Genomic DNA, 22,629 nt, shown 5'->3' with positions numbered 1-22,629 from the left:
CGGCGCCACACACGCTCCCCAGGACGGCGGCACAGCCGCGTCCCCCCCCCTCGCGGGCGACGGATTCGGTGCCACCGCCTTCGACTTCGACGGCGGCTGCCCGGGACTCCACATATCGGCCCAACTCCCGCACCCGCGATGGTGTGCCGATGCCGGGCAGCAACACATGGACCGTCGACGACGCCCCGGCCTCGTTGTAACGCAGGCCCAGCGAAGCAGTGTTGGTCACGTACGTACCGAACGTGCGCACATACGTGGGTGATTCCACGATCTGGTAGTACCAGACAAACTGAACCTTGCGACGGACGAAGCCGGACTTCACGTCAACGCCGTACTCGTAGAAGTCCGCGCCGTTGGTACGCGATCGCACCAGCGCGACGGGCAGCACCAACTCCAGTCCGAGCCGGTGCACTTCGTGCGCGTGTTGCGACACGATGCCGAACACGGCCAGCGCGCCGGCGGCCAGGATCATCGCGGTGGCGAGGTGGCGGGCCTGGAGGTGCACTGCTGTGATGGGACGGCCCCGGTCCGCGACCCGATGGGCGTCGGACCGGGCGCGCAGGGCGGGCGGCCCCGGCACGACGGCCCGCCCCACGACCGGCATCCCGGAGGGCGGCATACCGGGGGGGCGGTGGCATACCGGGCGGCGGGGCTCCCCCGGGAGCCGACGTCCGAGTGGCGCCGGGCGCGACCTCGCACGCCCGCAGCCGCGCCGCCGTATCCCTGAACTCAGCTGTGGACGACAGGACTTGACGGTACGCTTCCGCCGCCCCCGCCAGATCCGCGTCGCCCTGGAGGAGTCGGCCCAGCCGGTACGCGGCCTGGTAGTGCGTGGGCTCGATGTCCAGGACGCGACGGAACTGGGTCTGCGCCTCGGACGTCCTTCCCACATCGGTCAGGCGGATCCCCAGCGCATAGCGCCCGGCAACGTCCTCCGACAGCTCTCCCAGTGACTCCCGCAGCAGCGGTATCGCCTCTTCCGGCCTGCCCCGCCGGTGCAGATCGCTCGCCCTCTCGTACAGCGACCCACTGCCCCCATCAGCTGACGACGTCGCCATGCCGCCCCCTGCTCTCCGTGACCGTTCCGTCACGCGAGACAGCATTATGGGGGCTCACCGCGCCGACACGTAGCACTTTGCCCATTCGAATGGGGGGGCTCCCCCGTCACGCGAGGGCGAGGAAGAGGCGTTCGAGTTCGGCCTCGGTCATCGGCGGGGTCTCGCCGTCCGCCGCCGCCATGCACTGGCGCATACCGCCGGCCACGATCTTGAATCCCGCGCGGTCGAGCGCGCGGGACACGGCGGCGAGCTGGGTGACGACGTCCTTGCAGTCGCGTCCGGCCTCGATCATGGCGATGACACCCGCGAGCTGCCCCTGGGCACGGCGCAGCCGGTTCAGTACGGCGGTGGTGGCTTCCTCGTCGACGGTCCTGGCCATGGGCGTGGATCCCTCCTCGCTGCGCGTCCGTGTCAGCGTACCCCCGGGGGTATCGCCGGACCGGGCGCCGAGGCGCCCCGTGGCGGTGCGGGAGGTGACCTGTTGCCCGAGGTCCGGTCAGTAGGCGCCGTTCACGTTGTCGATCGACCCGTAATGGCTCGCCGCGTAGTTGCACGCGGCGGTGATGTTGGCGACGGGGTCGTAGCTGTCCGTCGAGGTGCCGGGCACGTGGTACGCCTGGAAGGTGGGGTCGATGACCTGGAGGAGGCCCTTGGACGGGATTCCGGCGGCGGCGTTGGAGTCCCAGTTGTTGATGGCCAGCGGGTTGCCCGACGACTCGCGCATGACGTTGCGGTAGATACCGTCGTAGCTGCCCGGAATACCGTGCTGCGCCATGATGTCCAGCGACTGCCGGATCCACCCGTCGAGGTTGTTCGTGTACGACGCCGTCTTCGCGACGGCGGCGGTGGCCTGCGTGAGGGTGGTCGAGCGCGCGGAACGGTCGGCGCGGGCGGTGGTGGCCGTACGGTCGGTGGTGGCGGTCGACGCCTGGGCCTGCTTGCCGATGGTCAGCGTGAGGCCGGGGTGGATCATGGTCGGGTCGCCGCCGATGGCCTGGCGGTTGTCCTGGTAGAGCGCCTTCCAGCCGCCGCTCACATCGAGGTCGTGGGCGATCTTGGCGAGCGAGTCACCGACGACGACCGAGTAGCTGGTGGGGGCGCTCTTCGCCACGGCCTTCACCACGGCCGGCTTGGCGGCCGCGAGGACCGTCGCCTTCATGGTGGGGGCGGAGTGCGTCACGGCGGGCGCGGCACCGGCGGTGGTCGCACCCATCACCGGAATGACGAGTGCGGCGCCCCCCGTACCGGCGGCGGCGAGGCCACGGGTAAGGGAGTTGGACTTGGGTCGGCGGTGCTTACCCTTTGCGGCCATGGCGAATTCCTCTCCTTCGCCTGCGAGGTGAGCTGTCGGGTTCGGGCAGGAGATGCCCGGCCGCGGCGCACGCGGCTTGACCCCGAGCCGTTCCGGAAACCGGACCGGCGGCGTACCTGGGTCCCCCGCTCCTGCCATTCGTGTGTGTGGGAGGTTCCGGACAGCGGCAGGATTCGGCGGTCCATCCGGATTTAGCCGTGACCGTAAGCGAATAGGTCCGGGCGAAACAAGGACCGAATTCACCGCGCCATACCAGAGAAAGATCCACTGGAATGCAGGGGTCCGGCACGCGCCCGGCCGGAATCCTCAACTCCCCTTCGCCACAAAGGAAATGGGTCGGCCGCCGACTCCGGGCCTGCGACCGACCACGTGACCCACTTCACTTCCCCGGGCCGGGAATAACGTTTCGCCCGGCAGCGCGTAAATGACGCCTAATTTACGTAATCGCCTGCACTGGCACCATTAGCGAAATAAGCAAGAAAGCGACCTTGCTGGACCATTTCGGACATTACGCAACTGCCTGCGCGGCCTACAGCGGGCGCCGGGCCTTCAGCAGCCAGGAGGGCAGGTCGATCCGGGTGGTGACCTCGGCGCCCAGCTCGGAGGCCATCTCCGTGACGGCGATCTGCCCGACGATGGTGCCCGGCTCGATCGACAGCACGTCCCAGCCCGCCGCCGTGAACTCGCCGTGCAGCTCGTCCTTGGTGGCCCGGTGCGGGCCGATGCCCTTGACGACCTCGACGAAGTCGGGGACGCGCTCGGAGAACGTGAGGATGTGCGCGACGCCGCCCGGCCGCGCCATCCGGAACAGCTCGCGGATGTAGCGCCCGCGCTCCGGCTCCTCCAGCGCGTGCAGCAGGGCGCAGTCCAGCATGGTGTCGAACTCGGCGTCGTAGCCCTCCACGGCCGACAGGTCCGCCACGCCGAACTCGACGTTCACGCCCTGGTCGGCCGCCTTGCGCCGGCCCGACTCGACGGCCGTCGGCGAGAAGTCGAGCGCCACCACGTCAAGGTCCTGGCGCGCCAGGTAGAGGGCCAGGCTGCCGGTCCCGCAGCCCGCGTCGAGAACGCGCCCCTTGACATCCCCGGCCTCGACGAGGCGCACGAACTCGGGCTGCGGCTCGCCGATGTCCCACGGCGGCAGCGCGAACGCCCCCTCGCCCCGGTACACGGCCTCGAAGCTCTCTGCGGCAGTGACAGTCATCAAGTGCGCCTTTCGTCATCGTCATCGCACAGGCCCCCGTGGCCGACCCCGGCCCAGGCCCCGCTCAAGCACGTCCCAAGTGCCTCGGGCTAGTGGCCCGTTGATCAACAACATAAAACATGAGCAATGACGACAGGACTCCTTACTGTGCAACCGCGGATTCGGGTGGCGAGACCGTCCACCCTGGTCACAGCCCCGCCCCCGGTCACATCCCGCGCGCCCCGTCGATCCGCTCGCGCAGCAGATCGGCGTGGCCGTTGTGGCGGGCGTACTCCTCGATCATGTGGATGACGACCCAGCGCAGCGACACCGGTCCGCGCCACGCGTCCTCGCCACCGACATCGAGATGGGGCGCCTCGGCGACGAACTTCTCCGCGAACGCCACCTCGGCACGCCACGCCTCCCACGCCTCCGCGACGACGGCCGGGTCGGCCACCGCGTCGTCGAAGTCGCCGTCGGGGTTCGCCGCCGAGGAGAAGCGGAGCGGCGCGTCCTGTCCGGCCAGGACCTGCCGGAACCACCGGCGTTCGACATCGGCGAGATGGCGCACGAGCCCCAGCAGCGAGAGCGTGGAGGGCGCCACGGAACGCCGGGACAACTCCGCTTCCAGACCGGCGCACTTCAGCTCCAGCGTCGTGCGCTGAGCGGCCAGGAAGTCGACGAGCATGCTCCGCTCGTCGACGGTGGCACTGCTGCTGAACCGGCGATCCCGCTCGACGTCGATGAACAATTGGGCTCGTCTGCTGCGTGGGCTCGTCATGACCCCATGATCGACCGCATGAAGTCCGTGATCAATACGCTCAAGTCGCAGAACGTGAGCCTCATCGAACTCGACACCATTTCGTCGAACTGGCTCACTGACCAGGAATTCGCCCAGCACCTGGGCAAAGGGAAAAAGCACGCGGCCGCCGCGCAATTCGCGACGACGGCCACGGCGATAAGGCGTATGCGCACGCCCGTGACCCTATGGGCGTGAATTCACCTCATTCAACGGTGGGTTGCGCCACGGTGCAGCGGCAGCACCCGCGTGTGCTCCTGGCGTACGGCCGCCAGGTCGCGCGGGTCCAGGCCGAGCAGGGCCAGGATGGTCGGGGCGATCTGGGTGGTGTGGACGCGTGCCGCGTCACGGACGCCCGCCGGGGTGCCCGCGCCGGAGACGACCAGCGGGACGTTCACGTCGTCGGGGGCGGCGCCGCCGTGCTCGGCGATCTTCTTGGTGCCGCCGGTGTAGACGACTCCGTACTGGGCCACGCCGAAGACGTCCGGGACGCGCGAGTCACCGGGGCGTACTCCGAAGTGGCGGGCCGCCGCGGCGCCCGCGTACACCGTCGCCAGACCGCCGCGCGTGAACGCCTTGGGCTTGGCGTCGATGTCCGTGCCGGTACCGCTCTGCGCGAGCAGATACGTCTTGGCGAACTCGGCGGCGGCCTGCGAGCGGTCGTTGAGCCACAGCAGCATGGCGTCGTCGTCCGCGCTGTGCGCGACGAGGTCGCCCGCGCCCGGGTGCGCCTTCTTCCAGGCCGCGTTGAGGCCGTCGAGGAGCGGCCCGTCGTCGACGCGGGTGAGCGCGGTGGGGTCGGCGGGCGACTGCCCGTGCTTGGCGGAGAGGATGACGGTGGTGCTGCCGTCGAGGTGCCGTGCCTTCAACTCGGCGACCAGCGAACCGATCTCACTGTCGACGAAGTCGAGGTTCTTGGCGACCAGCGGCCCGGGCACGTCCTTGGCCGCGTAACCGCCCTTGAGGCCGTCGGAGGACGGCAGCTTCTGGGCGGTCGAGACGGACTGGAAGTTGAGGCCGAAGACCGCAGGGGTGCCGGTGCGGTGGGTGCCGCTGTGGTCGTAGCCGTCGATCTCGTTGCGGACGGCCTGGACCTTGTAGTGGTCGTACTGCTCGGTGGCCCGGTTGTCCTTGGTCCAGTCGGTCCCCTTCGGGAAACCGATGGCGTTGGAGTTGACCTCGGGGGTGAACAGGTCCTGGATGCCGTTGCCGGAGGGCCCGTTGAGGATGTCGTACGCGGCGTGCTTGTCCGACCACGCGGTCCGCAGACCCGCCTTGCGCGCCACGTCGAAGACGGTGTTGACCCGCAGATACGCGTGCGGCGTCACCGGCTTGCAGGTCTTCGGGTCCACCGGCAGCGCCGCCGGGTTGATCAGCGTCCCCGGGCGGCCGGTCATCTTCAGGATGCTGCCGGGCAGGCCGGTAAGGCCCTGGCCGGCGTCGAGCGCCGACTTGTCCTTGTCGAGGTCCTCGGTGAGGTCGACCTCGGCGCCCGGCTTGGTGTGGGCGCAGTCGGTGGTGCCGGCCGGGAGCAGCGAGTGGTCGTAGGAGTCGTCGTAGTAGACGCCGGTGGTGCCCGGGCCGCCACCGGTGACCTGGGCGGTCATCCCGGGGAAGGAGTCCGAGGGCGTGGTGGTCGCGGCGTGCGTGTACTGCACTCCCCCGCGTACCAGGCGGGCGAGCGCGGAGTGCGGGTGATGCGCGGTGTAGCGGGCGAGGTCGGCCTGGCGCAGGCCGTCCACGGAGATCAGCAAGACGTGCCGGGCGGCGGCACCATGCTGCTTGGCGGGGGTGGCGCCGGCCTGGAGCGCGGTCGTTCCGGCGAGCGCGCCGACCGCGCCGAAGGTGGCGGCGAGCCGGAGAAAGCGGCGGTTCACGGGTTTCCCCTGACGTAGGTGGAACCGGGGGTTGGGGGGGTGTGCCCCATGAGTAGTGAGGGTGTGTGTATCGGGCGGGGCGGAACGGTGAACGGCCAGGGCATGGCCGGTATGGAACGGCCCATGTGCGAGCCAAGGTTCCGCCGCCCCGTACGCGGTCCGGCTCACACCCGCCCCACACCTCTCCGCGAGCTCGATCACAATCCAACAAACATTCCCAACAAAACCGTTCAGTTTCTGACCGTCGAGGCGTAGGTTCCGTTCCGATCAAGTTCGCGCGACGAAGCGGGTACGTATGCAATATCTGGCCGATGGACTGCGGCTCCCCACCAACGGGCTCGACTACACGATCCTGGCGATCTACTTCGTCGTGGTCCTGGGCATCGGCTTCGCCGCCCGCGCCAGCGTGAAGACCAGCCTCGACTTCTTCCTCTCCGGGCGGTCGCTGCCCGCCTGGGTCACCGGGCTCGCCTTCGTCGCCGCCAACCTGGGCGCGACCGAGATCCTGGGCATGGCCGCCACCGGCGCGCAGTACGGCGTGGCCGTCGTCCACTGGTACTGGATCGGCGCCATCCCGGCCATGGTCTTCCTCGGCCTGGTGATGATGCCCTTCTACTACCGCTCGAAGGTCCGCTCGGTGCCGGAGTTCCTGCTCCAGCGGTTCGACAAATCCGCACATCTGCTCAGCTCGGCGCTGTTCGCCTTCGCCGCGATCCTCATCGCCGGTGTGAACCTCTACGCCCTGTCGATCGTCGTCGAGGCGCTGCTCGGCTGGCCGCAGTGGGTGGCCATCGTCGTCGCGGGGCTCTTCGTCCTCGCGTACATCACCGTCGGCGGACTCTCCTCGGCGATCTACAACGAAGTGCTCCAGTTCTTCGTGATCCTCGCGGCGCTGATCCCGCTGGTCGTCCTCGGCCTCAAGCGGGTCGGCGGCTGGGGCGCGCTCAGCGACAACCTGGAGTCGGCACACGGCCACAACTACCTCACCGCATGGGGCGGTACGGGCATCGGCCAGGCCAACCCGCTGGGCGCCAACTGGCTGACGATCATCCTCGGGCTCGGCTTCGTACTCTCCTTCGGGTACTGGACCACCAACTTCGCCGAGGTCCAGCGCGCCCTGTCCGCGAAGAACCTCAGCGCCGCCCAGCGCACCCCGCTGATCGCCGCGTTCCCGAAGATGTTCATCGTGTTCCTGGTGATGATCCCCGGCCTGGTCGCCGCCGCGCTCGTCCCGAAGATCGGCACCCCGGGCTCCGACCTCACCTACAACGACGCCATCCCGTATCTGATGCAGGAGCTGCTGCCCAACGGTGTGCTCGGGATCGCCGTCACCGGTCTGCTCGCCGCGTTCATGGCGGGCATGGCGGCCAATGTGTCGTCCTTCAACACCGTGTTCACATACGACATCTGGGCCAAGTACGTGCGCAAGGACCGGCCGGACGCGTACTACCTGCGCTTCGGGCGGCTGATCACGGCGGTCGGCGTGCTCGCCTCGATCGGCACTGCCTTCATCGCCTCGTCCTTCTCCAACATCATGGGGTATCTCCAGACCCTGTTCTCCTTCTTCAACGTGCCGATGTTCGTCGTCTTCGTCATCGGTATGTTCTGGAAGCGGGCGTCGATGAAGTCCGGTGTGTGGGGACTGCTCGCGGGCACCACTGCGGCGATGCTCAACTACTTCTGGATCTACAAGCAGGGCGTCATCTCCATCCCCACGGACCAGGGCGCCAACTTCGTCTCCGCGATCGTCGGCTTCGCCGCCGGTGCGCTGGTCATGGTGGTCGTCACCCTCTTCACCGAGCCGAAGCCGGAGGCCGAGCTCGCGGGTCTGGTGTACGGGACGACCGCGCCGGGTCTGGAGGAGCCGCCCGGCGACGGCGACGACGCCTGGTACCGCAGGCCCGCGCTGCTCGGCTGGGGAGCGGTGGTACTCGCCGCGCTCTGCTACCTGCCCTACTCGCTCTGACCCGATCGAAGGCCCGCAAAATGTCTGAACTGCAGCGCGAAGTCTCCGAGTTGGAGAAGAAGTCCGCCACCGCGGCCCGGCTCTTCGACATCCGCCGGATCATCGGCGGACTGTTCACCCTGTACGGGGTGATCGTCACGATCGCCGGGATCAACCCCTCCGACGCCGATCTGAAGAAGGCCGAGGGCGTCGACATCAACCTGTGGACCGGGCTCGGGATGCTCGCCCTCGGGCTGTTCTTCCTGGTTTGGCTGAAGCTGCGCCCCCTCGCGACGCCCACGCCCGGGGACGAGGCCGACGAAGAGGCGTAGCCCACTTCCGTCACACTTCCCGTCACATTTCCCGGTCCGGTTCCGTCAGGGAAGTGATCGCGAAAGCCGGCCGGAGGGTTCCGGGGGCACACGCATGACGAGGAAGTAGGGAAGAACCATGAGCACGACTCTCGCCGAGCTGCGTTCCCAGGTGCGCGGCCGCGTCCTTCTGACCGATGACGACGGCTTCGACCAGGCACGCCAGCCGTGGAACCTCTCCGTGCAGCAGCCCGTCTCCGCGGTGGTCGAGGCCCTCGACGCCGACGACATCTCGGCCGTCGTACGGTACGCCGCCGCGGCCGGTCTCTCGGTCGCCCCGCAGCCCGGCGGCCGGGGCGCCAGCGGTGACGTGGAGGGTGTGATCCTGCTGCGCACCGGCAAGCTCGACGAGCTGCACGTCGACGCCGCCGCCCGCACCGCGCGCGTCGGCGCCGGTGTGCTCGGCGGGCAGGTCCAGGAGGTGGCCGGGCCGCTCGGTCTGACCGGGGTGCCCGGCAGCTCCCCGCTGGTCAGCGTCGTCGGCTACACCCTGGGCGGCGGGCTCAGCTGGTTCGGCCGCAAGTTCGGCTGGGCCGCCGACAGTGTCACCGCCTTCGACGTGGTCACCGCCGACGGCGCCCGGGCCCGCGTCACCGCCGACTCCGACGCCGAGCTCTTCTGGGCGCTGTGCGGCGGTGGCGGCGACTACGCCCTGGTCACGGCCATCGAGTACAACCTGCACCCGGCGCCCGCGCTCTACGGCGGCCGCGTGGTGTGGCACGGCAGCCAGGCCGCCCGCGTCCTGGACGCCTTCCGCCGGATCACCGCCGAGGCGCCGGACGAGCTGACCGCCTGGTTCAACCTGATGCAGATCCCGAACGGGCCCTCGCTGGTCACGATCGACAGCACCTACCTGGGCGACGCGGCCGAGGGCAAGGAGCTGCTGCGCCTCCTCGACGGGATCGAGGGCGCCAACACCGACACGCGCGGGGAGGTCGCGGTGGCCGAGCTCGGGTCCATCACCGGCGAGCCCACCGAGCCCGGGCCGAGCGCGACCCGCGCCGAGCTGCTGACCGACCTGGACGACAAGGTCGCCGCCGCGCTGCTCGCGGAGCCGATCGACCCGCTGTTCGGTGTGCACATCCGCCACCTCGGGGGCGCGTTCGCCCGGCCGACGCGGAACCCGCAGGGCCCGCTGACGGAGCCGTACACCCTCTCCATGTTCGGTGTGCCGTTCTCGCCGGACCGCGCGGCCGCCATCACCGCCCGCCAGGACGCGCTGGTCCAGTCGCTCGGCTCGTATGTGAGCGGCCGCAAGCCGTACACGTACCTCTCCCCCGGCGACTCCGCCTCGGCCGCCTTCGCCCCCGAGGCGCTGGCCCGACTCCAGGAGGTCAAGCGCAGCCGCGACCCGCGCGGCGTCTTCCGCAGCAACTTCCCGGTGCTCGGCTGATCCACCTGCGCAGGTGCCCCACGGCTAGGCCGTGGGGCACCTGTTGCTTTTTGGGGCGGACGGTCAGGACAGCTTGCCGTTGTAGTCCGGGAGCTTGAAGGTGCGCTCGGCGTGGCCGCCGACCAGGTCGGTGGTGTTGTTGCCGAAGTTGGCGACGATCGTGTAGCCGCGCGCCTCGATCTCGGCCCGCTTCTCCGTCTTGTACGTGCCCACGTTCTCGAACAGGTCGTCCAGGTCACGCACGTACAGACCGGTGACCGGGTACCCGACCGCCTTGAGGTTGTACGAGGTGAGGGACTCGATGATGCCGGGGCGGGCGGTCACGAAGAAGACGGCGGCGCCCTCCGCGTTCGCCTCCCGCACCATGTCGTGCATGGACTGGATGGCCGGGGTCGGGAACGTCCAGAAGTGGTGGAAGTCCGTCTCCAGCGACGTGTTGTCGATGTCGAGGACGATCGCGGGCTTCTCCCCGGCGGGCGACGCGGCGAGGCGCTGCTTGAGGTAGGGGCGGGCCACGTCCACGACCGCACCGACGTCGTGCAGCCAGGTCGTGTAGTCGACGCCCTTGGGCGCGGTGACCGCCCCGGAGGTGGCGGACTGGACCGCGACGGTGCGCGGGGCGGCCTGGGAGGCGGTGGGCACGGCGATGAGGGCGGTCGCCGCGGCGGCCACCGTGACGACGGCGCGCGTCGTCCAAGCGGTGCGGTGCATGGGGGGTGTTTGCTCCTCGGTCACGAAGCAGGGAAGTCCCGCCGGGCGTCGGCGGGTACCCGGACCGCACGGCATTGACATGGTCACGGCCAAGAATGATCAGCTTCTGGCCTGATGTCTACTGGCCGGTAGGAAATTTCTCGTGGACGCGAGATGAACCCAGTTCTCGATCGGTCACCCACGGCGGGAATTTATTTTCCACCATGAACTGTTGGCATTTACATCGAGCTGATCGCTCGACGTCACCGACGCGGACCGACGGGTACGCGTCCCCCAGCAGCGAGGCACCATGAACACCATCCCGGAGCAGCCCGCCGACACCGTGGCCCGGCTGCGCGCCACCTTCCGCACCGGGCGCACCAAGCCCGTCGAGTGGCGCACCACGCAGCTGCGCCGACTGCGCGAGATGCTGACCGAGCGCGGCGGCGAGCTCGTCGACGCGCTCCACGCGGACCTGGGCAAGAGCAGCGCCGAGGCGCAGCGCACGGAGATCGGCTTCACCGTCCGGGAGATCGACCACACCCTGGACCACCTCGCCGAGTGGCTGCGCCCGGAACCCGCGCCCGTACCGGCGCACCTGGGTGAGGCGACGGCCCGGACGCAGTACGACCCGCTGGGTGTCGTCCTGGTCATCGCGCCCTGGAACTATCCGGCGCAGTTGCTGCTCACGCCGATGATCGGCGCGCTGGCCGCCGGGAACGCGGTGGTCGCCAAGCCCAGCGAGCTGGCCCCGGCCACCTCCGCCGTGCTGGCGCGGCTGCTGCCGCAGTATCTCGACGCGGACGCGGTGGCCGTGGTGGAGGGCGGGATTCCGGAGACCACGGCGCTGCTGGCCGAGCGGTTCGACCACATCTTCTACACCGGCAACGGCGCCGTCGGCCGCATCGTGATGACCGCCGCCGTGCAGCACCTCACGCCGGTCACCCTCGAACTGGGCGGCAAGTCCCCGGTGTTCGTCGACCGGGACGCCGACATCGCCACCGTCGCCGCCCGTCTCGCGGCCGGCAAGTTCCTCAACGCCGGGCAGACCTGCGTCGCGCCCGACTACGTCCTCACCGACCCCGAGACGGCCCGCGCCCTGGAAACCGCCCTGGTCACCGCCATCGAGGCGCTGTACGGGGCCGACCCGCAGGCGTCCGCCGAGTACGGCCGGATCGTCAACGAGCGCCACTTCGACCGGCTGAGCTCCCTGCTCGACTCGGGCCGCCTTGTGATCGGCGGCCAGGGCGACCGCGCCACCAAGTACTTGGCGCCGACCGTCCTCGCCGACGTCGACCCGAAGTCGCCGGTGATGCAGGAGGAGATCTTCGGCCCGGTCCTCCCGATCGTCACCGTCGCAGACCTGGACGAGGCCATCGAGTTCATCAACGACCGCGACAAGCCGCTCGCGCTGTACGCCTTCACCGAGTCCGACACCACCAAGCGGCGCCTCGCCGACGAAACCACCTCCGGAGGACTCGGCATCGGCCTGCCGCTGGCCCATCTCACCGTCTCCGACCTGCCGTTCGGCGGCGTCGGCGAGAGCGGTATGGGCAACTACCACGGCCGCTACTCGATCGAGACGTTCAGCCACCGCAAGGCGATCCTGGAGAAGGCGCTCAGCTAAGGGGCTATTGGGGTGCGGCGACGATGAGGTGGGTTTCCAGGGGCAGCGGATGGATGTCCGCCACCCTGAAACCCGCCTTGTCGAGCAGCGTGCGGTACTGGGTCTCGTCCCGCTCGCGACCGCCTCCGAGCACCACCAGCATGTGCATGTTGTACCCCTCGGCGAGCGACGAACCGGCGTCCTTGCCGAGGATGCGCTCCACGATGACGAGACGGGCGTCCGGGCTCATGGCCTGTCGGCAGTTGGTGAGGATCTGACGGCACGCCTCGTCGTCGAAGCAGTGCAGGATGCGGGAGAGCAGATAGACGTCCCCGCCCCTCGGTACGGCTTCGAAGAAGTTGCCGGGGACGCGTTCGCACCGGTCGGCGTGGCGGGTGGCGATCGGATGGGCCGCGGACTCCTCGATGACGTGGGGCGCGTCGAACAGCACCGCGCGCGGGCCCGGGTTGTGGGTCAGGACCTCGTGCAGCAGCGCCCCGTGGCCGCCCGCGACGTCCACGATCCGGCGCGCCGTGGAGAAGTCGAAGGCGCGGCCGACCTCGGCGAAGAACGGGGTGCCCGCGACCATGGCGCGTTCGTACGTCAGTGAGGTCTCGGGGTGTTGCTGGAGGTAGGGGAACAGTTCGCTGCCGAACACCTGCGAGAACGCCGACCGGCCGGTGCGCAGGGCGTGCGGCAGCGCGCCCCACGCCGGGTAGAAGTGCGAGCCGTAGATACGGACGTGGTCGCGCATCGAGTCGCGGATGTCGGTGCGCAGCAGCTCACCGACCGGGGTGAGTGCGTAACCTTCCTGCTCGTCGCCGACGACGACGTCCAGGCGGGCCAGGAACAGCAGGAGCCGGTTCAGCGCGTCCGGATCGGTCGCGGTCTCCAGGGCGAGCTCGCCGCCCGTGGCCCGGCCGGTCGCCGCGATCTTGTCAATGATGCCGAGCTCGGTGGCGATGTAGATGGCCTGGGTCTTCCAGAAGCCGGTCATCAGCTCGATGAGCCGACGACCCGCGAGGTGGCGGTCCTCGAAGCTTTCGGAGTGCTCCATCGTCATGCTCCCGCCTCGCTGCTCGGGCCCTGTCCGGCCGCGATGGGTGGGGGTGGGGTTTCCCTGACGATCCGGGCGAGTTCGGGGCGCTGGATCTTGCGGGTGGAGGTGCGCGGCAGCTCGTCGAAGGGGAACTGCCGGAACGGGGCCATCGCGGGCAGGTCCCAGGTCGCCCGCCGCCATCGGCCCGGGTCGAGGGGCCGCTCGCCCCGGGTGGCGACCACGGGCACGGGTTCACCGTCGGGGCCCGCCACGATCACGATCTCGCGCAGCTCCTCAAGACGGCTCATCAGCAGGTCCTCGGCGGCGAGATTGCTGTCCATGGTCTCGATCCGGTCGACCTCGCGGTCCATGAGGTGCAGCAGCCCCCAGCGGTCGACGTGGCCCATGTCGCCGACGCGCCACCAGCCGTCGTGGAGTTGGCTCTTGTAGCGGTCGTCCTCGCCGAGGTAGGTGAGGATGCGGGTGCGGCTGCGTACTTCGAGGTGACCGGTGCGTCCGCTCGCCACCCGCTTGCCCGCGTCGTCGACGACCCGCAGGGAGATGAAGCCCGGCAGCGGCAGCCCGACACACCGACCGTCCGCCTTGTGGGCACTGCGCCTGGTGTACCAGCGTCCGGCCATCGGCCCGATCTCCGACTGCCCGTAGAACTGGACGAACAGCGGACGGTTGCGGCGCGAGGCTCCGAGCATGCGCTGGATGGTGCGCGGGTGCATGGCGTCGAAGGTGGCGCCGAAGACACGGACGCTGGACAGCGGCGCGCCCGGGGCCTCGGCCAACTCCTCCCAGTCGACATACGTGTTGGGGTGGGTCTCGATGTATCCGGGCCGGGTCCGGGTGAACAGCGGACCGATGTGCGCGGGGTCGGGATCGACGGCGATCACCATCGGGTTGCCGTGGCCGAGGAACATGGCGAGGCCCTGGTAGAAGCGGGAGTGGACGAACGTCATGCACAGCGCGGCGGTCTCGCGCTCCCGGATCGGCCAGGCCACGATCTTCTGCGGGACCAGCCGGTGCCAGCCCGTCTCGGGGCAGTGCACGGCCAGTTTCGGTATGCCGGTCGTGCCCGAGCTGTGGGTGATCAGGGACGGCTGGTGGGGGTGGAGGAAGACGGGATCGCGGCGGCGCGCGCCCGCGTAGTCGGCCAACGACAGGGTGCCGTCGCTCTGTTCGGGTGCCTCTCCGGCCGACAGGAGGGTTTTGTGTACGACGTCCGTCAGCGGCGAACCACTCAACTTCCCGCCGAGCGTGTCCCCGTCGGTGAGCAGCCACGGCCGGTCCAGCCGGGCGAGCAGTTCGCGGACCACGCTCCCGTCGAGGGCCGGTGAGAGGAGTGCGGGCACCGCGCCGATGCGCGCGGTCGCGCAGGCCAGCAGCGCGATGTCGAAGTTGTCGGTCTTGTAGAGCGCGACCCGGTCGGCGGGCCTGACTCCGGCGGCCCACAGCCGTGCCGCCAAGTCATCGATCTGGTCCGCGAGTTGGCCGACGGTGAAGTCGAGGCCGCGGTCGGGGGCCCACTGGAGCGGACGGTCGAGCGTGATGGGCGTCGTGGGGTTGCGACGCGCGGCGGCGTGGAAGAGCTCGCCTATGTAGAAGCCGTTCCCCCGGGTGACCCGGCGCAGCAGGGCGTGCACGGTGTTGGTTCTCCTCATGTCAGAACCTCTGGGTGAGGCTCGGGGCGGGGGACGGCGACGACGGGTCAGGGGCCGCGGCGTCGTATCCGTACAGCCAGTCCAGGTGGGCCAGGCTCTGGTCGGCGCCCATCGCGCGGTCGCGGGCCGCCTGGTCGGGACCGTCCGGCAGGTGGAAGGCGGTGCCCAGGGCCCTGGCCCGCCGGTGGACCTCGGCGGTGCGGGGCAGGCGCAGCGTCTCGTAACGGCGCAGGGCCCGCGCCCAGTTGCCCGGGTCGCACTCCAGCAGGCACCGGGCGAGGACGGCGGCGTCCTCCAGTGCCTGGTTGGCGCCCTGCGACAGATACGGCAGCGTCGGGTGCGCGGCGTCGCCGAGCAGGACGATGCGGTCGGTGGCGTACCGGGGCGGTATGTCACGGTCGTACAGGTCCCAGCGGGTGACCGAGCGGGCGGCCGTGATGACCTCCCGTACCTGGTCGTGCCAGCCGGTGAAGGCCGCGTCGAGGTCTTCGACGGCGCCTCCGGTGGAGGCGGGAGCGGGCGGGCGGTCGGTGGCACCGACGGCGCTGAAGTGCACGGTGTCGCCCGCCTCGATGGGGTAGTACGTGACGTGCCGCCGGGGTCCCAACCAGAACAGGACCCGGGGGTCGTCCCGGAAGGAGGGCACCAGCCCGGCCGGGACAAGGCCCCGGTGCACCGCGTACCCCGAGAAGCGCGGCCGGTCGTCGACGATGGCCTTGCGCACGGCGGAGTGCACCCCGTCGGCCCCGACGACGAGATCGGCGCGGGCCACGGAGCCGTCGGTGAGGTGGAGTTCGACGCCGTCGGGACGTTCGACGACCCGGGTGCAGCCCTTGCCGAGTTCGACGATGTCCTGCGGCACCACGGAGAGCAGGGAGCGCTGGAGGTCCGCGCGGTGCATCAAGTAGTAGGGGGCGCCGAACCGTTCGCCGCAGGCGGTGCCGTGCGGCACTCGCGCGATCGGGGTCGCGTCGTCCCAGCGCCGGGTCTCGATGGAGCGGGCCGGGACGGCGGTGGCGGTGAGCGCGTCCGCGAGGCCGACGCGGTGCAGGACGCGGACGCCGTTGGGCGAGAGCTGGATGCCGGCGCCGACCGCGCCGAAGGCCGGGGACTGCTCGAAGAGCCGGACGTCGATACCGGTGCGGTGCAGGAGGGTGGCGGTGACCAGGCCGGCGATGCCTCCTCCCACGATGGCGATACGAGCCTTGCGGTGGGCCATGCGCGTCCTCTCGAATCGGATCGGCGCGGTACGGCGTTGCTGCCGCCACCAGGGTCGCCGAGGGCTGTCGAGAGCGAGCCGCAGAATCGCTCAACTCCGTGGGTGGGGGCGGGACATGGCACGAGGACCCCGCCCGTGGGCAGGGTCCTCGTCAGGTGGTACGGGGCGGGTCAGTCGCCCGCGCGCTGGGCCTTCTCGATGTGGTGCGGGGAGAGCCGGGCGATGGGCACCAGCATCAGTGCCGTGACGGCGGACAGCAGGGCGAAGGCGAGCCGGTAGTCACCGGTGGCGTCGCGCAGACCGCCGACGACGACGGGGCCGACGGCCGCGCACGCGTATCCGACGAAGAAGGCCATGGCGCTGAAGCGGCCCGCCTGGGCGATGTCGCGGCTGGCCGCCACGGGCAGGGTGAGCACCAGGGTGAACAGACCGCCGTGTCCGATGCCCATGGCGAGGACCCATAGCCAGGTGCCGGTGCCGGGGCTGAAGCCGAAGCCCACGAAGCCCACGGCGGTCAGTGTGGTCGTGACGGCGAGCCCCAGGCGTTTGTCGGCGCGCTCGCCGAGCAGGGCCGGGACGCCGAGCATCGCCACGACCTGGATGGAGATCATCACCGTCAGCATGAATCCGGCCTTGGACTCGGTGAGTCCGCCGTCGTCGTGCAACAGCGGGGCGATCCAGGCCAGTTCGCAGTAGTAGAGGGCGGAGTTGCCGGCCGACAGGGCGGTGATCCGCCAGGCGAGCGCGGAGCGCCAGGGCAGGCCCGAGGTGGCCGGGCCCTTGGGGCCGTCGATGTGCTCCAGGCCGAGCGACTTCTTGGCGGCCGACCACAGCACGATGCCCGCGACCGCGAGCACGGCCCAGGAGGCGAGTGCGCCGGGCCAGGAGTCGAAGGCGTCGGCGAGGGGGGCGCTGACCCCGGCGGCCACCGCGCCGCCGAGGCCGAGGCCCGCGGTGTAGATGCCGGTGACCAGGCCCGCCCGGTCGGCGAAGCGCGTTTTGACGATGGCGGGCAACAGGGTCTGGGCGACGGCGATTCCGCCGCCCACCACGGCCGCGCAGGACAGCTGGAGCCAGGTGGACTGGCCGAGGCCGCGCGCGGCGGTGGCGACTCCGACCACGAACAGCCCGATCAGGACGCCCCGGTAGAGCCCCCATTTTCGGCCGACCGACGCGGCCAGCGGCGCGCACAGCCCCATCGCGAGCGTCGGGATAGTGGTCAGCAGCGCCGCCCCGGTCGCCGACAGCCCCAGATCGTCGCGGATCCGGTCCACCAGCGGTGACACCGCCGCGATCGCGGGCCGCAGGTTGGCCGCCGCCACGAACAGGGCGACGGCGGCGAAGCCGAGAGCGGTACGCCCCTGGGCCGCCGAAGGGGCCGCGCGGGGCCCGGAGTTGGTGGCACCGGTGCTCGGCGCTGTCTGTAACCGGTCTTCTGTCTCACTCATGACCTGCACCTTCCGCAATCTCGGACACTTAGTATCCGTGTTTATAGCAGAATCGCGGACACTTAATAACCGGAATAGCTATCCTGGCGTCATGAAGCTCTCCAACGGCGTCGAGTGGGCCCTGCACTGCTGTGTCTCCCTCGGCCAGAGCCGCGCCCCGGTACCCGCCGCCCGCCTCGCCGAGCTGCACGGCGTCCCGCCGGGCTACCTCGCCAAACACCTCCAGGCCCTCTCCCAGGCCGGCATCCTGCGCTCCACACCCGGGCCGACCGGCGGCTACTCGTTCACGCGGCCCGCCGAGGACATCACCGTCCTCGACGTCGTCCAGGCCGTCGACGGACGTGAACCTGCCTTCCGCTGCACGGAGATCCGCCGCAAGGGCCCCCTGGCGCTGCCCGCCGAGGAGTGCGCCAAGCCGTGTGCGGTGAACCGCGCCATGCAGAGCGCCGACAAGGCGTGGCGTACGGCCCTCAAAGAGATCACCATCGCCGAACTCGCCGACACGATCGACGCCGACAGCTCGGGAACCGCCAAGCGGGACGTACGGAAGTGGCTGGTCGGCTCCGAGTAGCCCGACCGCCAGGCACGCCTCCCGCTCCCTGCCCCACCCGCCGACTGCCCCGGCAGCCCGACTCCATGAGGTGCACGGAACATGAGCTTCGCCGACGGCCGCATCCCGCTGCCCGGACCCGCCCTGTCCGCCGTGGAAACGGTGCCCATCAGCCGACTGCTGCGGGCCGACTCACCTCGCCGACTTGGCGAGAACGGCGAACACACCCGGCTGCTCGCCGAGTCGGAGGACCCGCTTCCACCGATCGTCGTGCACCGCCCCACCATGCGGGTCATCGACGGTATGCACCGGCTGCAGGCCGCGCGGTTACGGGGCAGACTCACCATCCAGGCGAGGTTCTACGACGGTCCGCCGCAGGACGCGTTCATCCTCGCCGTCGAGGCCAACATCATGCATGGGCTGCCGCTCTCGCCCGCCGACCGCACGGCGGCGGCCGCCCGTATCATCCGTACCCACCACAACTGGTCGGACCGGGCCATCGCGTCGGTCACCGGGCTGTCGGCCAAGACGGTCGGCGCGCAGCGCCGCAGAATGAGCTCGGACTCCGCGCGCCTGTCCACCAGGATCGGCAAGGACGGCCGGGTCCGCCCCCTCAGCAGCACCGAGGGACGCCGCCTCGCGGGCCGGCTCATCACCGAGAACCCCGGCGCCTCGCTGCGCGAGATCGCCCAGAAGGCGGGCATCTCCCCGGGCACCGTGCGCGATGTGCGCGAACGTCTCAAACGCGGGGAGGACCCGGTACCCGCCAAGCGCCGCCAGGTGGGCTCCGCGGGTACGGGCCAACAGGCGGCGCCCGCACGCCCTTCGACTGCCTGCCCCGACCACCAGGGTCCGCAGCTGCGGATGTCGGCCGAGGTCCGCGAGGCGCTGTTCCGGAGTCTGTGCCGGGACCCGTCGCTGCGGCTGACGGAGACGGGCCGACTGCTGCTGCGCATGCTGGAGATCCATATGGCGGACGCCCAGCAGTGGGACCGGGTGGCCGACTCGGTGCCGCCTCACTGCGCCGACGCGGTCGCCGCGATGGCCACCGCCTGCGCCGAGGTGTGGCAGGACCTGGCGGCCCGGCTCCGGGACACGGCCTCGACGCCGGAAGGTTTCATCTCCCTCGACCGCCGGGCCCACACGGTGTGGTGATGTCCCGGGGGCCGTGGCGCTTCGGCCGGACCACCGCCGACAGTGGCCCGGCCGGTGCGTGTCCCGCGCCCGGGCGGACGTCCACCGGGTCCGGGACGACGGGGTGTTCACATACCGAGCGAGCCCGAGTTCAGCACCGTGAGCTGGAGCTGCTGGAGCGGATGGCCGGGCTCGATCCCGATCTCGCTGATCAGCCGCGCGCGCAGACTCTGGAAGACCCCCAGCGCCTCGGCGCGACGGCCGCCGAGCGCGAGCGCCCGGATGTAGTGCGCGTGCAGCCCCTCGTGCAGGGCGTACTCACTGGTGGCGGCGGCGAGTTGGGTGATCGCCTCCTGGTGCAGGCCCGCCCGGATCCGCGCCTCCGCGAGCGATCCGATGACCCCGAGCCGGGACTCCTCGTACAACCGGCGCCTGGACTCCAGGACCGGGCCCGCCGGTACGTCCGCGAGGGCGTTGCCGTGCCACAGCCCGAGGGCCTCGTCGAGCAGTTCGATGCCGCCGGGCTCGTCGCCCGTGGCCAGGACCCGCACACCGCGCTCCGCCAGCCGCTGGAACTCCAGCCAGTCCAGGCGCACATGAGCGCCGTTGAGGCCGTACCCGCCCGCTCTGGTCACCAGGACGTCCTGGGTGATGGCGGGCGCGGGCAGACCGGTGAGGCGGGAGAGCAGCTTGCGGCAGTTCAGGACGTACGTCTGGAGTGTGCGTAAGCCGCTGACGGGTGGTCGCTCCTGCCACAGTTCGCGCATCAGGGCCGACACCGGGACCACCTGGTCGGTGTGCACGACCAGCATGGCGAGCACGGTACGGATCTTCGGCGGGACCGTCACCGCCTCGGCACGCGGGCCGGTGCCGATACGCAGGGGGCCCAGGACACCGCAGTCGATGCGGTCCGGGCCACTCTCGTCGGGTAGGGACTCGGGCGTCATGCGGCGGTCGAGTCGACCGTCTGCTGGATACACGGAAAGGTACACAATTCCCCCATTGCGCAGTCCGGTCGCCAGGTATCGGCAACTCGTGGTTGGACTATCACGGTGGCCTGAAGATACACAGAGTTCGGCACGATTAAACAGACTCCTGCCGGGCCCGCAGTACGGGAAAAGGAAAGTCTTCCCGCCCATGGAGACCGCCCGTCTTGTGCAAGTGAGGAGATTCCCCACTTGCACAACCGGCCAACGTGGACCATTCGCGCATATCTGCGCACACCTGCACTGAACTGGGCTTCGACGTCTTACCGACAGTTTCTCGAACGGCCTTTGCCACGCTGCTGGCACTCCGTAAACGACGTGGGGAACGACACCGGGAACGACGCGGGGACGGAATAAGTTTGTCCGCCCGGTTTCCTGTGGATCTTCTCAAACCGACATCGAGTAACCGTTCGAGGAGCAGCCCGTGGTGAGAACCGCCCGACCCGGTACCGCATTGCGTCTGGCCCGACTCTCCGGTCATGGAGACGGCCGTTTTCTCCTCATTCCTCTCGACCACTCCGTGTCCGACGGGCCGATCACCACGGCCGCCGGATTCCACGATCTCGTCCACGATCTCGTGGCGGGCGGCGCGGACGGCATCGTCGTCCACAAGGGCCGGGCGCGGCTGATCGACCCCCAACTCCTGTCGACCTGCTCGCTGATCGTCCACCTCAGCGCCAGCACCGTGCATGCCGGCGACACCGACGCCAAGGTCCTGGTCGCCGATGTGGAGGAGGCCGTGCGCCTCGGCGCCGACGCGGTCAGCGTCCACGTCAACATCGGCTCCGACACCGAGGCCGCCCAACTCGCCGATCTGGGCACGGTGGCGGCCGCCTGCGACCGATGGGGCATGCCGCTGCTCGCGATGATCTATCCACGGGGCCCGCGCATGACCGGCCTCCCCTCGCCCGAACTGGTCGCCCACGTGGTCAACGTGGCCGCCGACCTCGGTGCCGACCTGGTCAAGACCGTCGTCGCCAGCCCTTCCGAGCGCATGGCCGAAGTCGTGGCCAGCTGCCCGGTGCCGGTCCTGGTCGCGGGCGGCGCCGACAGCCGCCAGAGCCTGCCCGACTTCGCCCGCACGGCCCTGGCGTCCGGCTGCCAAGGTCTTGCGGTGGGGCGACGGATCTTCACCTCGCCCACCCCACGGCAGGTCGTACGGGAACTCGCGGACATCGTCCACGGCTCCCGCACCGACGAACTCACCCTCTCCCCCACGCGATTGGCAGGTGTGCTGTGAAGCTCAGCTGGATCGACATCCGCACGGTCGGCTCCGCCAGGCAGGCGGTGATCGAGGAGGCGATCCACGCGCGCGTGGACGGCATCCTCGCCGCGAACACCGCGGACCTGGAGAATCTGCCGGCGACCGTGAAGAAGATCCTCTTCCCGCAAGGCCAACCGCTGCCCGAGGACTTCGGCGCCGCCGACGTGGTCGTCGTCGACCCGGCGAAACACGGCGACCCCGCCGAACTCGCCGCGCTGCACCCGGACATCGAGTTCGGCCGGTTCGTGGAGATCGTGGACGCCGAGACCCTGGAGGACGCCTGCCGCTCCGGCCGCACCGACCAGTGGAGCGTGCTGCTCTTCCGCGACCCCACGAAGATCCCCCTGGAGATCGTGATCGCCGCGGCCGCCAGTGCCAAGGGCAGTCTCATCACCGTCGCCCAGGACGTCGAGGAGGCCGAGATCATCTTCGGTGTCCTCGAACTCGGCTCGGACGGTGTCCTGATGGCTCCCGTACGGGTCGGTGACGCCTCGGCGCTCAAGCAGGCGGCCGAGGCGGGCGTGCCCGACCTGGAACTGGTCGAGCTGGAGATCACCGCCACCGCCCATGTCGGCATGGGCGAGCGGGCGTGCGTGGACACCGCCACGTACTTCCGCAAGGACGAGGGCATCCTGGTCGGTTCGCACTCCAAGGGCATGATCCTGTGCGTCAGCGAGACCCATCCACTGCCGTACATGCCCACCCGGCCGTTCCGGGTCAACGCGGGCGCCATCCACTCGTACACCCTCGCCAAGGACGCGCGCACCAGCTACCTCAGCGAGCTCAAGGCGGGCAGCAAGGTCACCGCCGTGGACATCCACGGCAAGACCCGGCTGGTCACCGTGGGCCGCGTGAAGATCGAGTCGCGTCCGCTGCTGTCCGTGGACGCGGTGGGACCCGACGGCCGCACCGCCAACCTGATCCTCCAGGACGACTGGCACGTACGGGTGCTCGGCCCCGGCGGCACCGTGCTCAACAGCACCGAGCTCAAGCCCGGCGACAAGGTGCTCGGGTTCCTGCCGAGCGAGGACCGCCATGTCGGCTACCCGATCGCCGAGTTCTGCCTCGAACAGTGATGCCCGCCC

The 22,629-nt window shown here is 70.1% G+C and carries 21 protein-coding genes and 1 riboswitch; of the genes, 10 read left to right on the top strand and 11 right to left on the bottom strand.

Going from position 1 to position 22,629, the window contains the following annotated elements; all coding sequences use genetic code 11:
• Positions 1–749: 749 nt before the first annotated feature.
• Complete coding sequence (locus BG418_RS01710) at positions 750–953, top strand: hypothetical protein (protein ID WP_188271822.1); 204 nt, start codon at positions 750–752, stop codon at positions 951–953.
• 211 nt (positions 954–1,164) lie between these two features.
• Here BG418_RS01710 and BG418_RS01705 read toward each other — a convergent pair whose 3' ends face one another.
• The 4 genes from BG418_RS01705 to BG418_RS01690 form a co-directional block, all read right to left on the bottom strand.
• Positions 1,165–1,437: a metal-sensitive transcriptional regulator gene (locus BG418_RS01705; protein ID WP_188271821.1), complete on the bottom strand. Its 273-nt coding sequence runs from the start codon at positions 1,435–1,437 to the stop codon at positions 1,165–1,167.
• A 117-nt stretch (positions 1,438–1,554) separates the two neighbouring features.
• Positions 1,555–2,370 (bottom strand): transglycosylase SLT domain-containing protein, encoded by an 816-nt coding sequence (locus BG418_RS01700; RefSeq protein WP_188271820.1) that lies wholly within the window; start codon positions 2,368–2,370, stop codon positions 1,555–1,557.
• Positions 2,371–2,374: 4 nt separating this feature from the next.
• Positions 2,375–2,559, bottom strand: a riboswitch (cyclic di-AMP (ydaO/yuaA leader).
• A 340-nt stretch (positions 2,560–2,899) separates the two neighbouring features.
• On the bottom strand, positions 2,900–3,574 hold the full coding sequence (locus BG418_RS01695; protein WP_188271819.1) for a class I SAM-dependent methyltransferase: 675 nt from the start codon (positions 3,572–3,574) through the stop codon (positions 2,900–2,902).
• A gap of 205 nt (positions 3,575–3,779) precedes the next feature.
• Complete coding sequence (locus BG418_RS01690; RefSeq protein WP_188271818.1) at positions 3,780–4,334, bottom strand: DinB family protein; 555 nt, start codon at positions 4,332–4,334, stop codon at positions 3,780–3,782.
• Positions 4,335–4,352: 18 nt separating this feature from the next.
• Here BG418_RS01690 and BG418_RS01685 point away from each other — a divergent pair, with 18 nt between their 5' ends.
• Positions 4,353–4,550, top strand: coding sequence for a hypothetical protein (locus BG418_RS01685; RefSeq protein ID WP_188271817.1), 198 nt, complete (start codon positions 4,353–4,355; stop codon positions 4,548–4,550).
• An 11-nt stretch (positions 4,551–4,561) separates the two neighbouring features.
• On the opposite strand, the gene BG418_RS01680 is transcribed toward BG418_RS01685, so the two are convergent.
• Entirely contained in the window at positions 4,562–6,229 is a 1,668-nt protein-coding gene (locus BG418_RS01680) for an alkaline phosphatase family protein (protein ID WP_188271816.1), read from the bottom strand.
• Between the two features lie 295 nt (positions 6,230–6,524).
• On the opposite strand from BG418_RS01680, the gene BG418_RS01675 reads away from it, so the two are divergent.
• The 3 genes from BG418_RS01675 (at position 6,525) to BG418_RS01665 (ending at position 9,938) form a co-directional block, all read left to right on the top strand.
• Complete coding sequence (locus BG418_RS01675) at positions 6,525–8,195, top strand: sodium:solute symporter family protein (protein WP_188271815.1); 1,671 nt, start codon at positions 6,525–6,527, stop codon at positions 8,193–8,195.
• A gap of 20 nt (positions 8,196–8,215) precedes the next feature.
• A complete protein-coding gene (locus BG418_RS01670; protein WP_188271814.1) occupies positions 8,216–8,506 on the top strand; it encodes a hypothetical protein in 291 nt (96 codons plus the stop codon).
• Positions 8,507–8,624: 118 nt separating this feature from the next.
• Entirely contained in the window at positions 8,625–9,938 is a 1,314-nt protein-coding gene (locus BG418_RS01665) for an FAD-binding oxidoreductase (RefSeq protein WP_188271813.1), read from the top strand.
• Positions 9,939–10,001: 63 nt separating this feature from the next.
• On the opposite strand, the gene BG418_RS01660 is transcribed toward BG418_RS01665, so the two are convergent.
• Positions 10,002–10,649, bottom strand: coding sequence for an HAD family acid phosphatase (locus BG418_RS01660; RefSeq protein ID WP_188271812.1), 648 nt, complete (start codon positions 10,647–10,649; stop codon positions 10,002–10,004).
• Between the two features lie 289 nt (positions 10,650–10,938).
• Between BG418_RS01660 and BG418_RS01655 the strand changes: the two genes are divergently transcribed.
• On the top strand, positions 10,939–12,255 hold the full coding sequence (locus BG418_RS01655; protein WP_188271811.1) for an aldehyde dehydrogenase family protein: 1,317 nt from the start codon (positions 10,939–10,941) through the stop codon (positions 12,253–12,255).
• Positions 12,256–12,259: 4 nt separating this feature from the next.
• On the opposite strand, the gene BG418_RS01650 is transcribed toward BG418_RS01655, so the two are convergent.
• The 4 genes from BG418_RS01650 to BG418_RS01635 form a co-directional block, all read right to left on the bottom strand.
• Positions 12,260–13,291 (bottom strand): methyltransferase, encoded by a 1,032-nt coding sequence (locus tag BG418_RS01650; protein WP_188271810.1) that lies wholly within the window; start codon positions 13,289–13,291, stop codon positions 12,260–12,262.
• Positions 13,292–13,293: 2 nt separating this feature from the next.
• Entirely contained in the window at positions 13,294–14,943 is a 1,650-nt protein-coding gene (locus BG418_RS01645) for a class I adenylate-forming enzyme family protein (protein ID WP_188271809.1), read from the bottom strand.
• Position 14,944: 1 nt separating this feature from the next.
• On the bottom strand, positions 14,945–16,162 hold the full coding sequence (locus BG418_RS01640) for an FAD-dependent monooxygenase (RefSeq protein ID WP_188271808.1): 1,218 nt from the start codon (positions 16,160–16,162) through the stop codon (positions 14,945–14,947).
• A gap of 170 nt (positions 16,163–16,332) precedes the next feature.
• Positions 16,333–17,610 carry a CynX/NimT family MFS transporter gene (locus tag BG418_RS01635; RefSeq protein WP_188271807.1) on the bottom strand — a complete coding sequence of 426 codons (1,278 nt, stop codon included), beginning with the start codon at positions 17,608–17,610 and terminating at the stop codon, positions 16,333–16,335.
• A gap of 91 nt (positions 17,611–17,701) precedes the next feature.
• On the opposite strand from BG418_RS01635, the gene BG418_RS01630 reads away from it, so the two are divergent.
• Together BG418_RS01630 and BG418_RS01625 are read left to right on the top strand one after the other, a co-directional pair.
• Positions 17,702–18,181, top strand: coding sequence for an Rrf2 family transcriptional regulator (locus BG418_RS01630; protein ID WP_188271806.1), 480 nt, complete (start codon positions 17,702–17,704; stop codon positions 18,179–18,181).
• Between the two features lie 81 nt (positions 18,182–18,262).
• A complete protein-coding gene (locus BG418_RS01625) occupies positions 18,263–19,315 on the top strand; it encodes a winged helix-turn-helix transcriptional regulator (RefSeq protein WP_188271805.1) in 1,053 nt (350 codons plus the stop codon).
• A gap of 107 nt (positions 19,316–19,422) precedes the next feature.
• Here the strand turns inward: BG418_RS01625 and BG418_RS01620 are convergent, their stop codons facing one another.
• Positions 19,423–20,241, bottom strand: coding sequence for an AfsR/SARP family transcriptional regulator (locus tag BG418_RS01620; RefSeq protein ID WP_188271804.1), 819 nt, complete (start codon positions 20,239–20,241; stop codon positions 19,423–19,425).
• Between the two features lie 493 nt (positions 20,242–20,734).
• On the opposite strand from BG418_RS01620, the gene BG418_RS01615 reads away from it, so the two are divergent.
• Positions 20,735–21,520, top strand: coding sequence for a 2-amino-3,7-dideoxy-D-threo-hept-6-ulosonate synthase (locus BG418_RS01615; protein WP_223184277.1), 786 nt, complete (start codon positions 20,735–20,737; stop codon positions 21,518–21,520).
• Entirely contained in the window at positions 21,517–22,620 is a 1,104-nt protein-coding gene (locus tag BG418_RS01610) for a 3-dehydroquinate synthase II (protein WP_188271802.1), read from the top strand. Before BG418_RS01615 ends, BG418_RS01610 begins: the two co-directional genes overlap by 4 nt.
• Positions 22,621–22,629: the final 9 nt, after the last annotated feature.

This window comes from Streptomyces sp. CBMA152, assembly GCF_014596475.1.
GTDB lineage: Bacteria > Actinomycetota > Actinomycetes > Streptomycetales > Streptomycetaceae > Streptomyces.
This window is presented reverse-complemented; position numbering and strand designations above follow the sequence as displayed.